At 68.0% G+C, this 14149-nt stretch carries 13 protein-coding genes; 5 read left to right on the top strand and 8 right to left on the bottom strand.

The genetic code is table 11. The features are described 5' to 3' along the window. Positions 1–16 precede the first annotated feature (16 nt). Positions 17–550, top strand: a complete 534-nt coding sequence (locus AC1REK_RS06375; protein WP_492268656.1) for a hypothetical protein — start codon at positions 17–19, stop codon at positions 548–550. Positions 551–565: 15 nt separating this feature from the next. On the opposite strand, the gene AC1REK_RS06370 is transcribed toward AC1REK_RS06375, so the two are convergent. Together AC1REK_RS06370 and AC1REK_RS06365 are read right to left on the bottom strand one after the other, a co-directional pair. Beyond that, positions 566–1063 (bottom strand): hypothetical protein, encoded by a 498-nt coding sequence (locus AC1REK_RS06370; protein WP_492268657.1) that lies wholly within the window; start codon positions 1061–1063, stop codon positions 566–568. A 133-nt stretch (positions 1064–1196) separates the two neighbouring features. Then, the gene (locus AC1REK_RS06365) at positions 1197–1784 is read right to left on the bottom strand and encodes a TetR/AcrR family transcriptional regulator (RefSeq protein ID WP_492268658.1); all 588 of its coding nucleotides are present in this window, start codon (positions 1782–1784) and stop codon (positions 1197–1199) included. 85 nt (positions 1785–1869) lie between these two features. Between AC1REK_RS06365 and AC1REK_RS06360 the strand changes: the two genes are divergently transcribed. The 3 genes from AC1REK_RS06360 to AC1REK_RS06350 all read left to right on the top strand — a co-directional run bounded on the left by AC1REK_RS06360 (position 1870) and on the right by AC1REK_RS06350 (position 4357). Continuing rightward, positions 1870–2691: a crotonase/enoyl-CoA hydratase family protein gene (locus tag AC1REK_RS06360; RefSeq protein WP_492268659.1), complete on the top strand. Its 822-nt coding sequence runs from the start codon at positions 1870–1872 to the stop codon at positions 2689–2691. Between the two features lie 11 nt (positions 2692–2702). Further along, positions 2703–3122, top strand: coding sequence for a DUF1330 domain-containing protein (locus AC1REK_RS06355; RefSeq protein ID WP_492268660.1), 420 nt, complete (start codon positions 2703–2705; stop codon positions 3120–3122). 92 nt (positions 3123–3214) lie between these two features. Then, a complete protein-coding gene (locus tag AC1REK_RS06350) occupies positions 3215–4357 on the top strand; it encodes a Gfo/Idh/MocA family protein (RefSeq protein WP_492268661.1) in 1143 nt (380 codons plus the stop codon). Here AC1REK_RS06350 and AC1REK_RS06345 read toward each other — a convergent pair. Beyond that, a complete protein-coding gene (locus AC1REK_RS06345; RefSeq protein ID WP_492268662.1) occupies positions 4354–5421 on the bottom strand; it encodes a Gfo/Idh/MocA family protein in 1068 nt (355 codons plus the stop codon). The genes AC1REK_RS06350 and AC1REK_RS06345 overlap by 4 nt on opposite strands. A gap of 177 nt (positions 5422–5598) precedes the next feature. Here AC1REK_RS06345 and AC1REK_RS06340 point away from each other — a divergent pair, with 177 nt between their 5' ends. Continuing rightward, the gene (locus tag AC1REK_RS06340) at positions 5599–6924 is read left to right on the top strand and encodes an O-antigen ligase family protein (protein ID WP_492268663.1); all 1326 of its coding nucleotides are present in this window, start codon (positions 5599–5601) and stop codon (positions 6922–6924) included. Between the two features lie 31 nt (positions 6925–6955). Here the strand turns inward: AC1REK_RS06340 and AC1REK_RS06335 are convergent, their stop codons facing one another. The 5 genes from AC1REK_RS06335 to cckA all read right to left on the bottom strand — a co-directional run bounded on the left by AC1REK_RS06335 (position 6956) and on the right by cckA (position 14128). Beyond that, the gene (locus tag AC1REK_RS06335) at positions 6956–8107 is read right to left on the bottom strand and encodes an acyltransferase family protein (RefSeq protein WP_492268664.1); all 1152 of its coding nucleotides are present in this window, start codon (positions 8105–8107) and stop codon (positions 6956–6958) included. Positions 8108–8265: 158 nt separating this feature from the next. Further along, positions 8266–8853, bottom strand: a complete 588-nt coding sequence (locus AC1REK_RS06330) for a hypothetical protein (RefSeq protein WP_492268665.1) — start codon at positions 8851–8853, stop codon at positions 8266–8268. After that, positions 8838–9209: a hypothetical protein gene (locus tag AC1REK_RS06325; RefSeq protein WP_492268666.1), complete on the bottom strand. Its 372-nt coding sequence runs from the start codon at positions 9207–9209 to the stop codon at positions 8838–8840. Before AC1REK_RS06325 ends, AC1REK_RS06330 begins: the two co-directional genes overlap by 16 nt. Positions 9210–9387: 178 nt before the next feature. Beyond that, positions 9388–11454 carry a caspase family protein gene (locus tag AC1REK_RS06320; protein ID WP_492268667.1) on the bottom strand — a complete coding sequence of 689 codons (2067 nt, stop codon included), beginning with the start codon at positions 11452–11454 and terminating at the stop codon, positions 9388–9390. Positions 11455–11623: 169 nt separating this feature from the next. Then, a complete protein-coding gene (gene cckA, locus AC1REK_RS06315) occupies positions 11624–14128 on the bottom strand; it encodes a cell cycle histidine kinase CckA (protein WP_316021246.1) in 2505 nt (834 codons plus the stop codon). Positions 14129–14149 lie beyond the last annotated feature (21 nt).

Raw genomic sequence — 14149 nt, 5'->3', positions numbered from 1 at the left:
GCAGATCGGGCCCTTCATGCGCACCCGGCTTCTTCGTCTCCTGCTCATCCCGGTCGATCTCGTCGTCGGCCTGATCATCGTGCTCGACGAGCTGGCGCGGCCGCTCTACCGGCCGCTGCTTGCCTGGTTCGGCTCGTTCCGGATCGTGGCGAGGATCGAGGCGGCGATCGGGCGCCTGCCGCCCTATGGCGTTCTCGCCCTGCTGGCGGTGCCTTTCGCCGTCGCCGAGCCGCTGAAGCTGCTCTCGCTGCTTCTGCTGGCGCGCGGCGCCTGGTTCGGCGGCATCGCGCTGATGGCGGTCGGCCATCTCACCAGCTTCCTTTTGGTCGAGCGGGTCTACCATGCCGGGCGCACGCAATTGCTGACGATCGGCTGGTTCGCGCGCTGCATGGCCTGGCTCGACCGGATCAGGGAGATCGTGGTCGAGCGGGTCAAGGCGTCCGCCGCCTGGCAGCGCGCCGTGGTGCTGGGCCGGGCAGTACGGGAGCGCGCGCGCTCCTGGCTCGGGCGGCTGCGGGCCCGGCGGCAAAGAAGAGGGAATTCGGGCTGAGGCGAGGGGAGATGCCTAGCTCGCCGGTTCCTCGGGCCGCTCCGGGCCAGCTGGCTCCGGGGCCTTCTGCCAGGCCGCGCCGAGGCGCTCCAGCTCCAGCGTGTAGCAGTAGATCGCGAACAGCATGGCAAAGACCAAAAGGCAGCGCCAGAGCAGCCCGGAGTCGAGACTGAGCTGCTGGATCGCCGGCAGCTGGCGCAGGAAATAGATCGAGAAGAGCGCCCCGCCGAAGATCGAGGAAAGGCGGCCGGCAAAGGCGAGGAGGTGGCCGAGCACCGGGCTGTAGATGCCGTCCGGCACCGGCACATGACCCAGGCGCGTCCAGTAGCAGCTCTGGCCGATCAGGATCGCGATGACGACCTGGAGCAGGATCGAAGCCGGCAGGCTGTGCAGCTCGCCGGGCTTCTCGGTGACGATCCGGAAGGCCATGTGGATGTAGAAGAGCAGCAGCGCGGCGCAGATGGTCTGCAGCAGGAGCAGGATGCCATAGGCGAGGCGCGGGCGTGCGGTCATGGCGGCAAACTAGAGCATTTTCGAGCGAAGCGGGTACCGGTTCGCGTGAAGAAAATGCGATGAAACAAAGAGATAGAGCATTTCCGCGATTCTCTGCATCGCGGAAATGCTCTAGTCGCTGGCCGGGAGGCGATCAAACGGCGGGTTCGCGCAGGGCGGCGACCGCGAGGGCCGCGGCGGCGCGCCCGGCGGCCTCGACATAAGCCGGATCGCGGTGGATCAGCATGATCGCGAAGGCGCCGTCCATCAGCAGCACGATCTGGCGCGCCAGCTCCTGGGGGGCAGCAATGCGGTGCGCCGCGCATGCGCCGGAAAGCCAGCTTTCGAAGCCGGCCTTGTGGCGGGCGCCGATCCTGATCGCGGGATGGCCGGGCAGGGCGGCGAGCTCGGCCGCGGTCCGCAGGAAGCCGCAGCCCTTCCAGCGCGGATTGCGCGCGGCACGCGCGAGATTCCGGAAGATCGCCTCGACCTTCTCCGGCAGTCCGCCCTTGGCGGCGTCGAACCAGCCGGCCATCAGCTTGAGATTGGGCTGGTCGCGCGCTTCGAGATAGGCGGCGACGAGCTCGTCCTTGCTCTCGAAATGGTAGTAGAGCGTGCGCTTGGTCAGGCCCGCCTTCTCGGCGACGGCATCGACGCTGACCGCGCGGATACCCTCGGCATAGAAGAGCTTGCTCGCGGCGTCGACGATGCGCTTGCGCGTCGGGCTTTCGGGTTCGGTCATGCCGTTATGTATACCGTATAGATAGTATACGTAAACGGCGCGGCGAGGCAGCGTGGCGGCATCCCAAACCGCTGGAGCCCATGCCATGTCCGAGATCGACACCGTCCTCATGCAATGCCGGGAGGGTATCGCGACGCTGACCCTCAACCGCCCCGCCAAGCTGAATGCGCTGAACTACGCGCTGATCGACCGCCTGCTCCTGCTGCTCGACCGGATCGAGACCGATCCTGCCATCCGCGCGGTGATCCTGACCGGGGCGGGCGAGCGCGCCTTCTCGGCCGGCGGCGACATCGCCGAATTCTCGCGCAGCGTCGCGGCCGGGCCGGACTATGCGGTGCGGGATTTCGTCCGCCGCGGGCAGGCCCTGACGGCGCGGCTCGAGGCCTTCCCGAAGCCGGTGATCGCCGCCGTCAACGGGCTCGCCTATGGCGGCGGCTGCGAGATCACCGAAGCGGCCCATCTCGCCATCGCCAGCGAACGCGCGATCTTCGCCAAGCCGGAGATCAATCTCGGCATGCCGCCGACCTTCGGCGGCACGCAGCGCCTGCCGCGGCTGGCGGGGCGCAAGCGGGCGCTGGAGCTGCTGCTGACCGGCGACCCGTTCACACCGGAGCGGGCGCTCGAGATGGGGCTGATCAACCAGGTCGTGCCGCATGATGAGCTGCTGCCGGCGGCAAGGGCGCTGGCGCAGCGGATACTCCGGCATTCGCCGCTGGCGGCGGCCAGCATCCTGACGGCGGTGACGCGCGGGATCAATGGCAGCATCGGCGAGGGCCTGCTGATCGAGAGCGAGCAGTTCGCCCGGATGGCGCCGACCTTCGACCTGCGCGAGGGGCTCGATGCGTGGCTGGCGCGACGGGCGCCGAACTATGCCGGCGCCTGGTCGCGCGCTGCGGCGGCGGAATGAGGGCAAGGCCAATGCAAGCCTTCACCAGCTTCACCCGCGAAGCCTTCGCGGCGTTCTGCGCTGCCGCTCGCCCTGGCCCGGTGCAAATGCTCAACCTGGTCCGCCTGCATGAGCGAGCGCGGTATCCCGACGAGCGGGAGGCGAGCGGCGCCGACGCCTTCGCAGCCTATGGCCGGATCAGCGCGCCGGTGCTGGCCGGGCTCGGCGGCCGCATCCTCTGGCGTGGCGATTTCGAACAGTTGCTGATCGGTCCCGGCGGCCAGCGCTGGGATGTCTGCTTCATCGCGGAATATCCGAGCGTCGAGGCGTTCGCCGCCCTGTTCCGCGATCCGACCTACCGCGAGGCGATGGCGCATCGGCAGGCGGCCGTGCGCGATTGCCGGCTGCTGCGCTTCGGGGCGGCCGAGGCCGGTGCGGGCTTTGCCGGATAGGCGAGGCCGGGGGCGCCAGCGAGACCATCAACGAATTAGTCGGCATTCTCCGCGATAACGCCTCGGGCAAGCTAGAAGCCCGAGGGCCTGTCATGAAGATCGCGATCGTCGGCACCGGTTTTGTCGCCGACTATTATATGACGACCCTCGCCAATCACCCGGAATTGGTGCTCGCTGGAGCGTGGGATCGCGATGCCGCGCGGCTCCAGGCCTTCTGCGCCTTTCATGGCGTGTCGACTTACGTCGGTCTCGATGCGCTGCTCGCCGACCCCGCGGTCGGCATCGTCGTCAATCTGACGACGCCGGAAAGCCATTACGAGATTTCCCGCCGCGCGCTTGGCGCCGGCAAGCATGTCTATAGCGAAAAGCCGCTAGCGATGGATTTTGCGCAGGCGCGGGAGCTGGTCTCGCTGGCGCGGCAGCGCGGGCTGACGCTCGCCGCCGCGCCGGCCAACGGGCTCAGTGATGCGCACCGGCTGGTGGCTCAAGCCCTGCGCGATGACAGGATCGGCAGGCCGCGGCTGGTCTATGCGGCGATGGAGGACGGGCCGGTCTTTCGCGACAAATGGGCGACATGGCGCTCGCGCTCCGGCGCTGCCTGGCCGGGGCTGCACGAATTCGAGGTCGGCTGCACGCTCGAACATGCTGGATATGCCCTGTCCTGGCTGGTTTCGCTGTTCGGCCCGGTCGAGAGCGTCACCGCCTTCGCTGCGCTGACCTTCCCGGACAAGGGGCCGGGAACCGAAGCGCTGGCGATGGCTCCGGATTTCTCGGTCGGCTGCCTGCAGTTCCGCTCGGGTGTGGTGGCGCGGCTGAGCTCCGGCCTGGCGGCACCGCGGGATCGCTCCTTGCAGGTCTTCGGCGATGGCGGCTCGCTCACCGTTCGCGATCTCTGGGACAACCGCTCGGCCGTGCATCTCGAGCAGGTCGGCGCCCCGCGTCCGCTGCTCGGGCGGCTCCTCGGCCAACTCGAGGCCCGGATCGGCAGCGCGCTGCCCTGGAAGCCAACCCCGGGCCGGCGTCTTGCCTACCCCAGCGCAAGCAAGGCCTCGCTGCCGGCGTTTCCCTCGCAGATCGATTTCGCTGGCGGGATCGCGGCCCAGGCCGAGGCGGTCGCGGCGGGGCGGGAGCCGGTCTTCTCAGGCGAGCTTGCGCTGCACATCACCGAGCTGGCGCTGGCGCTGAATGGAGCGGGCGCGCTGGCGCAACCCTATCGGATGCAAAGCTCGTTTTAGCGGGCTGCTGCTGCCGCAGGCTGCGCCCGCACCATCTCGATCATGCCTAGCACCGCCGCGCTTTCGGCTAGCGGCATGGTTTCGCAGCTCGTGGCGCCGGTCCGGATCGCGGCCATCACCGCCTGGGCCTGGAACTGCAGGCCGTTGCCGGGGAAGGGGAAGGTCTCGCGCCGCACGCCCGGCAAGGGCAGCCGGTCCAGCACCTTGCGGAGGAAGGCAGGGTCGTTCCTCTCACGCCAGGGCGTGGCGAGGGCGCCGGGCGCGAAATGCATCAGGCGTTGGGCCTTGAGGAAAGGCGCCTCGATCCGCAGCGAGCCTTCGCTGCCCTCGACGAGCAGCAGATTGGCTCCGTCGCGATCGAAACCGCAGGAGAGTTCGGCGGTCGCCTCGGGATAGTGCAGGGCGAATTCGCTGCTAAGATCGACGCCGCTCGCCGAAGAGAACCAGCGCCCTTCGACGCGCTGGGGCTGGCCGAGCAGGTGCAAGGTCAGCGAGAGCGGATAGACCCCGAGATCGAGCGCGGCGCCGCCTCCTAGCGCTGGCTCGAAAAAGCGGCTTCCGGGCTGCTGCGGATGGAAATAGGAGAGATCGGCACGCAGTCGCCTGATCCGGCCGATCCGCCCGGCTGCCAGATGCTGGCGCAGGGCGACGATCGCCGGCAGGAAACGCGTCCACATCGCCTCCATGGCGAAGACGCCGCGTTCGGCGGCAGCCTTGGCGATCGCCTCGACATCCCCCGAAGAGAGCGCGATCGGCTTCTCGATCAGGACCGGCTTTCCCGCGGCGATGGCGGCGAGGGCCTGAAGCGCGTGGAGATTGTTCGGGGTGGCGATATAGACCGCCTCGATTGCCGGATCGGCGAGGAAGGCGTCGAGGTCGTCATAGGCGGTGGTTCCGCCGGAACGGGCTGCGAAGTCCTGCGCCTTATCGAGGCTGCGCGAATGCACTGCGCCGAGCCGGGCTCCGGGGATCAGGTGCAGATCCCCAGCAAAGAGACCGGCGATTGCGCCGGTGCCGACGATGCCCCAGACGAAGGGGGCTGACTGCGCCGCTGCCGGGTCCATTCTGGCCTCGTCCTGTCGTCGGGCGCGCCGGGCGGAAGAACCGCGCGATCCGGCGACGCCGCGAGCCCCCGAGCGGCGAGAACGCAGTCTTTGGCTACAGGCCCTTAAGGTTGTGTGTCCAATACTGGCCCGCCGGCGCGGCTCGGGCTGCCGCACGGCGGGAGCCTCGGGGACAGGATGACGGTCGGCATCGGCGAGAAGGGGAGCGGCGCGGCCGCCGTGGCGCCAGGCGTCCCGGTCGACGGCGCGCGCATCGCCGCCGCCCTGCTGAGTGGCTTCGGCCTGTTGCTGATGATCCTGACCTTCCAGCCTTTCGCCGGCGTGCCGGACATACCCGACGAGGGCGGCTCGACCGGCAACGTCATCAACCAGATCGGCTATGTCAGCCTCGCGCTGATTTACCTTGCGGCGATGCTGCGCCTGTCAGAGCGCTCCGTATTGGCGCAGCTGCGCTCGAGCAGCCTGATTATCGTCCTGCTGGTCGCGGCCTTCTCGGCCCGGCAGGCGCCGGATCCGGAGGCGTCGCTGCGGGCGCTGCTGCTGAGCACGTTTGCGCTGGTCATGGTCGTCGGTGTGCTCGTGCTGCCGCGCAGCGAGCGCGACTTCGCCGGCGCTGCTGCAACCGCCGCGCTCACGGTGCTGCTGCTGGTCTATGCCGCGATCCTGCTGGCGCCGCAGCTGGCGATCCATGGATCGGAGGGCGTCGAGGGCGGCCATGCCGGCGATTGGCGCGGGCACCTGACGCACAAGAACTTCGCCGCGCCGGTGTTCTCGATCCTCACCATGATCGGGATCTATTGCTGGCGCAGCGGGATCAGGCTGCGGGGACTGGCGATCATCGGCCTCGGCACGCTCTTCGTGCTGAACAGCGGCTCCAAGACGACGATGGGTTTCCTGCCGATCGCGGTGGGGCTCGTGCTGTTCGCGCGCCTGACGGGAAGGCCGCGCCTCGTGCTCGCGATCCATGTCGCGTTGGTGCTGCTGGTTGCGGGGCTGACGGTCGGCACCGTGCTGTCACCGGCGCTGCTTCAAGTCTCGGCCTCGCTGAGCTCCGACCCGACTTTCACGGGGCGCGATGAAATCTGGCGCTTCGCCATGACCTATATCGGCGAGAAGCCCTGGCTGGGGCACGGGATCTTCGGGTTCTGGCAGACGCCGGTCGTCACCAGGCTCGAGGAGAATTTCGAGGCCAGCTGGGACATTCGCGGTATCGGCTCGGCGCACAACAGCTATCTCGACGCGATGCTGATGTTCGGCATTCCCGGCGCGGTCGTGGTGATCTTCTGCCTGATGGTCCTGCCGCTGCGGAATTATCTGCGCGCCGTGCAGGACCCGGCGCGGCAAAGGCTGGCGGATCTGTTCGCGATGATCGTGATCCTGATGACCTATGTCGGCATGCTCGAATCGTTTTTCCTCAACCGCGCTGATCCGCTCTGGGTCCTCTTCGCGTTCGCCGTGCTGGGGATGGAGTTCGTCAGCCGCATGCGGACCCGGCGAGCCTGAGCCGCCGGGCTGGGAGCGAAGGCCCGCGCCCTCAGCGCGTTGCCGGCGCGATGCCTTGCACGCCCTTGCCGCTGCCGGCTTCGGGCGCTGCCGGCGAGCTGGTTTCGGGCGGCCGGTCGCCGAGGACATAGCGCTTCACCTTGAGGAACGGCTTCTCGACATAGAGCCAGGAGAACAGCGCGAAGGCGGTCACGATCGGGGCGGACACCAGGAACAGGATCACGCCGTCGCCATGGACGAAGTCGAACTTCGCAACCAGCGCCTGCTGGATCGGGAAGCCGTAGAGGTAGATGCCGTAGGAGACGTCGAGCTTGCGCAGCAGTTCGGGCAGGCGCAGCGGCAGCAGGCCGATATAGATGACGCAATAGGTCAGGAAGGGCGTGACGAGGAAGGCGAGTTCGCGCGGAGCGGACATCAGCACGAGCGAAGCCGCCAGCGCCGCGAGGAAGAGCAGCCAATGGATCTTCAGATGGTCGCGCCACTGGAAGTAGACGCAGCCGACGAAGAAATAGAAGACCACCACGGTCCAGTGGTAGTTCGCCTCGCTGACGCCGAAGCCGTAGGCGTAGGCCGCCACGGTGGCGGCGGCCGAGAGCACGACCACGAACGAGGTGAAGGTTCGGCGGCTCCTGACGATGCCGAAATAGATCATCAACGCCATCAGGATATAGCAGTAGAATTCGGGTTTCAGCGTCCAGAGGTTCTGGTTGACCGTGTTCGGCAACGGGTTCGTCTCGAACACGCCGGGCAGCTCGAAGCGGATGCGGCCGACGATGTTGCCGAAGTATTCCAGGAAGCGGATGTCGCGGAAGTAGTCCGCCAGCAGGAAGGTCGTGAAGATCGGCCCGAGCACCAGCGCAGAAAGCGTCACCTCGACGAAAAGTGCCGGGAAGATGCGGATGAGGCGCAGCGTGATGAAGGGCTTGACCGCCCCCGTGCGCAGGGCGCTGCCGGTGATGAGGAAGCCGCTGAGCGCGAAGAAGGCCGGCACCAGGCTGAGCCGGAACAGGCCCTGAAGCCCTTCCCAGTCCTGGCTCGTATCGGCGCCCGCAACCCAGCCCGAATGCACGGCGAGGATCAAGACCGAGAGGGCGAGCCGCAAGGCGTTGAAGCCGGGTCCTTCGCCATTGTTCGCCCTGAGAATGTCTCCGGCGCTCGGTGCGGATCGATAGAAGCTTGGCATGCGCGTCCTGAGCATTCCCGACGGCAGCCCGGTAGGCACGCCAGCGTCAGGGTCATGCTCTCGCGCCGATTGCCTTTCAATGGTCGAGCGAATTTAACCTTACTGCGAATGCTCCGAATTATGCGATTCCCGGCCCGTAAATCCGGGTCGGCGCGCGATCACAGCACTTCGCAAGTCGCCTCCTGCACGCGCGGCTGTGTGTAGATCCTCGGTTCCCTGTCCCGCCGCGAGCGGCCTTCGAAGGCGGTGAAGCCCGGCTTCAGGCGCCATTCCAGTGAAACGGTGCAGGAGCGGCTGCCATCGGTGCGCAGCCAGATCGCGAAAGTGTGGGAGGGCCGGGCTGCCACCCGCACCAGAGTGCTCTCGTTGAGGACCCGCCATTGGGCGCCGGAGCGGCCGCCGAGCTCGTCCCCGAGATCAGCTTCCCGCGCCTGAAAGCTGGATTGCCGCCGGCGGCCTGAAGTCCGGGAGACTGTCTCGGTCACCTTCCCTTTGTCCGCGAGGGTCACCATGAAGCTCGCCTGAACCAAGCGGTCGCCAGGCCTCGGCTCGATCACAGGTGTCACCCAGGCCAGGAAGAGGCGGAAGCGCACTTCCGCATGCGCGGCCGAGCTGAACAGTACGGGAAGGAATAGCGCCCCGACGACCAGGAGGCAGGCAAACCATCCACAGTCCCGGTAGCGGAGAATCGGCCGCAGGCGCCCGGAAGCGTCGGAAAGCGAGGCAGGGTTCACAGCACTTCGCATGTCGCCCTCGGCCAGGCCGGCTCGGTGAACTTGCGATACTGGCCACGTATCGACGACCAGCTTTCGTAGATGGTGAAGCCCGGTTTCAGGCGCCATTCGAGTGAGGCGGTGCATGATCGGTCGCCCTGGGTGCGCAGCCAGATCGCAAATGTATGAGATGGCCAGCCGGTCAGTCGTACCAGCGTGGACTCGTTGACGACTTTCCATTGCGTGAGCGCCCTGCCACCGGCGGTCTCGCCGAGCTGGGATTCACGGGACTGGTCGGCGGGGCCGGCGCGCCGCCTCTCCATGCGCATTTGGCTGGTCTCACGCACCTTCTTGTCGTTTCCGAGCGTGACCAGATAGGTGAAGTGCATGTTTCTCGCTCGCTCTTCGGGCTCGATCTGGTTCTCGACCCAGGATGCCGTGACGCGAAACCTGGCCTCCGCATCGGCTGCGGACGGGAGCAACAGAGCCGAGAGCAGCGATGTCGGAAGAAGCGAGCTAGCAAGGCGCATAGTGCTGTGCTCCGAATGTCGCTGATCTATGTAACACTCACTCGCAGAAGGACTGGCCGTTGAAGGTGAAGCAGCGCCCGCCCCGAGGCGCCGCGGGAGCCGGGCGCGGTTTCTGCCGTGGTTCGGCGGCGGGCTGGGCGACCCGCTTCGGTTTCGGTGCGACGCAATCGCCATCGGCATCGAGCCGCTGGCCGCTCGGGCAGGACTTGGCGACGCAGGCGCCGTCGCGCTCGATCTGCCGGGCCGAGCATTGCAGCGGACAGATCCGCCCGCTCTGGCGTTTCAGGAGGTCGAGGAATTCGGTGCTTGGAGCGTCCGGCGGGGTGATCCGGGCGAGCCGCGCGAACTCCTGCACGGCGCGGCTGGTCGGCCGGCTCGACCATTCGCCCTCGGGCCTGCCGCGGTAGCAGCCGATTCGGCCGAGTTCGACGTTGATCGTCTTGGTCAGGCCCGCGAGGTCGAGCTGGATAGCTGGGGAGGCGGTCGGCGCGGAGGCGCCATCCTGCGGCAGGTTGGCGACGCGCACCGACGCAGCAGGGGGCGAGGCCGCTTCCCGTGCTGCGGCGTTGGCGGCCTCGCGCTGGACGCGCTGCAATTCCTCCGCCGCACGCCGCCGCTCGGTTTCGAGCTCCCCGACGAGCCGTGCCCGGTCGCGCTCGACGGCCTGACGGATTGCCGCTTCGGCCTTGAAGCGCTCCGCAAGGTCGGCGGAGGCGCGGAGGTTCTCCTCCTCCAGCTTCGCCAGCCTTTCGGCGATGCGGCGTTCCTCCTCCTGCTTTTGGCGGTTTGCCTCGGCTTCGGCCGTCTTCAGCCGGTCGGTCTGCGCCGCCGACAGGCGCTCACGCTCGCGGGCCTGGCTTTCGCGCTCCTTGTCGTCGCGGGTGCGGCGGGCCTGTTCCTCGGCACGTGAGGCGAGTTCGGCCTGGACCTTGCGGTTCTCGGCTTCGAGTTCGGCGAGCCGCTGGTCGAGGCGGCGGCGCTGCTCAGCCTGCTGCCGGGCCGCTTCCTCCTCGGCCTTGCGCCTTGTTTCGGCCTGGGCGGCGGACAAGCGGTCGCGCTCCGTCCTTTCGGCTGCCAGACGCTGTGCCTCGGCCTGCCGGGCCGTCTCGGCCGCCTGCGCCGCCCGGCGCCGCTCCTCCTCATAGCCGGCGAGTTGCCGGCGCAGCGTGTCCTCGCGCTGGGCGCGCTCGACCGCATCGATCCGGGCCCTTGCCGCATCGGCGAGATAGCTCTTCGGAAAGCGCTCGATGAAGCCGCGCAGGGCCGGCGCCTCGTTGCTGTCGCGTACCTTGGACCAGGCCTGGAGATCGGTCTCGGCCCGGTTGAAGTAGAAATCCCCGAGCAGGGACAGCGAGAGTTCCGGCGTCTGCCGTCCCTTGGTGCGCTGATTGACGCTGACCGCGACGCGCCGGAACATCTGGCCGATCTCGAGGCCGGGCTCGCTGAGATGCTCGAGCATAGCCGCGCTGAACGGGCTGTTGCGGCCGGTTCCGTCCGCGGCCACGTCGTTGGCCTGCGTGGCATAGGCGACGACCATGCCCGAGCTCTGGGCCATGCGTGCCAGGCCACGCCCGATCGCGCTGTCGCGGCTGCGCCCGGAACTGGCGATCCGGTCCGCCAGCGGATTGTTGCGGCAGGCGTCGAGGATGAGGATGCGGATGCCCTTGGCGTTCTGCAGGGCATCGACGACGTCGGCGACACGGGTCGTCTCGTAGGGGATGGCGAACTCGTCGCTCGGAGCGGCGTCGACGGGCAGCAGGAAATTCTCGCCGCGAAACTGCAGGCCGTGGCCGGCGTAGAAGACCAGGGCGGCATCGGCGCCGTTGGCGGCGCGGGCGAAGCGGCCGAGCGCCTCGCCCATGCCGCGCCGGTCAAGGTCATTTCCGTCTATCACCTCGAAGCCGAGGGCCTTGAGAGCCGCGGCCATGTCCTGCGCATCGTTGCCGGGGTTCGGCAATGCGGGCGCGGCACGATAGGCGGCGTTGCCGATGACGAGCGCGACGCGGCGCTCCTTCGGCTCGTTGGCCGCAGCTATCCCGAGCGCACCGGTGAAGACCAGCGCGAGCGCAAGCAGACGAAGCAGGAAGCACGAAGAAATCCGCACTTTCGGCATCCAGTCCAGGCCGGGTGGAGTGCCAGTATACGGGCTTCGCTAACGCTCGCCAGTGTCAATTTCGACTACCTCGCTTGGGCGGTTCCCAGAACAGCCTCAGTAGCCGCAGGCTTGCGCAGCGTCCCGCTGGCGCGACAGGTCGCCGGTTGCGGCGACCGGCTCAGCCCATGGTCGCCTTCACCGTCTCGACGAGCTGCTTCATCGTGAAAGGCTTGGGCAGGAAGTGGAATTCCTCGCCCTCGGGCAGGTTCTTGCGGAAGGCTTCCTCTGCGTAGCCGGAGACGAAGACGACCTTCGTCTCGGGATTGCGCTGGCGCAACTCGCCGAGCAGGGTCGGGCCATCCATTTCCGGCATGACGACGTCGGAGATGACGAGATCGATCTTCCCCTCATGGCGCAGGAAGATGTCGAGCGCTTCGACGCCCGAAGCCGCCTCGTGGACGGTGTAGCCGCGCGAGACCAGCATGCGGGCGTTGAGCGCGCGCACTGCGTCCTCGTCCTCGACCAGCAGGATGACGCCGGCGCCGGTGTGGTCGGCGGCCGCCTTCTTCGGGGCTTCCTTCGCGGCGGCCTCGGCAGCGAGGTCCTCCTCGCTCGGAATGTAGCGCGGCAGGAAGATCTTGAAGTTCGTGCCGCGGCCCATGACGGAGTCGCAGAAGACGAAGCCGCCCGTCTGCTTGACGATGCCGTAGACCATGGAGAGGCCAAGACCGGTGCCCTTGCCGACCTCCTTGGTGGTGAAGAAGGGCTCGAAGATCTTCTCCAGATGCTCCTGCGGGATGCCGGTTCCGCTGTCCTCGACCTCGAGCAGGACGTAGTCGGCGGCGGGCAGGGCGGCGTGGCCGAGCCCGGGAATCTCCTCGGCCGCGACATTGCGGGTGCGGACCTGGAGCTTGCCGCCATCCTGCATGGCGTCGCGGGCATTGACCGCGAGGTTGACGACGACCTGCTCCAGCTGGCCGAGATCGGCCTTGACCGGCCAGAGATCGCGCCCCTGGCGGACGTCGAGCGCGATCTTGTCGGCGACGACGCGCTTCAGCATCAGCGAGAGGTCGGAGAGCACGTCGCCGAGCGCCAGCACCTGCGGGCGCAGCGTCTGCCGGCGCGAGAAGGCGAGCAGCTGCCGGACAAGCGCAGCCGCCCGGTAGGCGTTCTGCTTGATCTGCATGATGTCCGGGAAGGACGGATCGGTCGGCTTGTGGCTGGCGAGCAGGAACTCGGAGGCGTTGATGATGACCTGCAGCACGTTGTTGAAATCGTGCGCGATGCCGCCGGCGAGCTGGCCGACCGCCTGCATCTTGCCGGCCTGGTCCATATTGTCCTTGAGCTTGCGCTCGGCCGTCGTCTCCAGAGCATAGACGATGGCCCGCTCGCCATCGGCGTCCTCGGTCGCCGGGACGGGCGAGAGATAGAGCCGCGCGGAGCGGCCTTCCTCGCCCGTGAGCGTCAGGTCGAGCGGGGCGATCTCGCCCTTGCCGGCGAGCGCCGCCTCGAAGGCCTCGCCCAATGTGCCATTGCCGTTGACGAGTTCCTGGATCGTGGCCGGCTGGACGCCCTGCGGCGTCAGACGCGTGAAGGCGGCATTGGAGCGCAGGATCGCGCCGGTGCGGTCGACGGTGGCGATCGCCATCGGCGTCGAGTGGAAGAAGCGGGCGAAACGCGCCTCGGCATCGCTGCGCGCATCGGCACCAGCCTCGCCGGCGGCGCGGTTGAGCACCAAAGTGCGGGAGGCGCCGGCCCGTCCGTCCTGGCCGAAGGCCACCTGGTGATGCAGCCGGACCGGCAGCGACTGGCCGTTGCGGCGGCGCAGGTCGACGTCGAGTACCTCGATGCGGACATCGCCGGGCTGGCCGCGAATGGCCTGGATCAGGGCGGCGGCGTTGGGCGAGGCGATGTCCTCGAGGTGCAGGCCGCCCGAGCCGAAGCGGGCGAGGTCGTAGTCGAGCCAGCCGGACAGGGTGGCGTTGAGATAGGGCACCTCGCCATCGGCGTTCATCGAGAGGAAGCCGGCCGGGGCGTGGTCGAGGTAATCGATGGCGTGCTGGAGCTCCTGGAAGGCGTTCTCCTGGCGCTCGCGCTCCGGCGTGACGTCCGACACCGTCCAGAGCGATGCGGGCCGCCCGGCGCGGGTGATCGGCGTGACGCGGACGCGGTACCAGCCGACCGCCGCGCGTTCGTTCAGGGCGGGCTCGAGCCGGATCTCCTCGGAGAGCCGCCGCCCGGCGCGCGCTGCGGTCGCCAGCCGGTAGATCGCTTCCGACACTTCGGCGCGGCCCTTGAACAGCCGTTCGACCGGGGCGATCTCGCTGGCGTTGCGGGCCCCGGCGAGCGTCAGATAGGTCTCGTTGGCATAGACGATGCGGTCGTCGCCCTCGGTGACGACGACACCATCCTCGGCTCCGTCGACGATGATCTTGGTCAAATCGTTGCGGGCCGCCCGGCCGGAGAACTGCAGCAGCCCGATCGCGAAGGCGAAGAGGCAGAATACGCCGACGACCGAGAGGAGGGCGAGCAGCCCGAGGATCAGCGGCTGGGCCCATTCATTGGCGATGAAGCCGAGCGCGATCGCGGCGCCGACGAGCAGCCCCGCCACCAGGAGAATGATGCCGACATGGCCCGGCCTGTCGGAACGATCGATCGCGGTCGTCGCCGTGCTTGCGGTCATTGCGGCAGGTCCATTTCCTTC

The organism is Allobosea sp. GW823-FHT02B03, from assembly GCF_058797755.1.
This window is presented reverse-complemented; position numbering and strand designations above follow the sequence as displayed.

Bases quoted from the DNA above. Each gene is read 5' to 3' on its own strand.
- AC1REK_RS06375 (WP_492268656.1), top strand. From the start codon at position 17: ATGCGCACCCGGCTTCTTCGTCTCCTGCTCATCCCGGTCGATCTCGTC.
- AC1REK_RS06370 (WP_492268657.1), bottom strand. From the start codon at position 1,063: ATGACCGCACGCCCGCGCCTCGCCTATGGCATCCTGCTCCTGCTGCAG.
- AC1REK_RS06365 (WP_492268658.1), bottom strand. From the start codon at position 1,784: ATGACCGAACCCGAAAGCCCGACGCGCAAGCGCATCGTCGACGCCGCG.
- AC1REK_RS06360 (WP_492268659.1), top strand. From the start codon at position 1,870: ATGTCCGAGATCGACACCGTCCTCATGCAATGCCGGGAGGGTATCGCG.
- AC1REK_RS06355 (WP_492268660.1), top strand. From the start codon at position 2,703: ATGCAAGCCTTCACCAGCTTCACCCGCGAAGCCTTCGCGGCGTTCTGC.
- AC1REK_RS06350 (WP_492268661.1), top strand. From the start codon at position 3,215: ATGAAGATCGCGATCGTCGGCACCGGTTTTGTCGCCGACTATTATATG.
- AC1REK_RS06345 (WP_492268662.1), bottom strand. From the start codon at position 5,421: ATGGACCCGGCAGCGGCGCAGTCAGCCCCCTTCGTCTGGGGCATCGTC.
- AC1REK_RS06340 (WP_492268663.1), top strand. From the start codon at position 5,599: ATGACGGTCGGCATCGGCGAGAAGGGGAGCGGCGCGGCCGCCGTGGCG.
- AC1REK_RS06335 (WP_492268664.1), bottom strand. From the start codon at position 8,107: ATGCCAAGCTTCTATCGATCCGCACCGAGCGCCGGAGACATTCTCAGG.
- AC1REK_RS06330 (WP_492268665.1), bottom strand. From the start codon at position 8,853: ATGCGAAGTGCTGTGAACCCTGCCTCGCTTTCCGACGCTTCCGGGCGC.
- AC1REK_RS06325 (WP_492268666.1), bottom strand. From the start codon at position 9,209: ATGCACTTCACCTATCTGGTCACGCTCGGAAACGACAAGAAGGTGCGT.
- cckA (WP_316021246.1), bottom strand. From the start codon at position 14,128: ATGACCGCAAGCACGGCGACGACCGCGATCGATCGTTCCGACAGGCCG.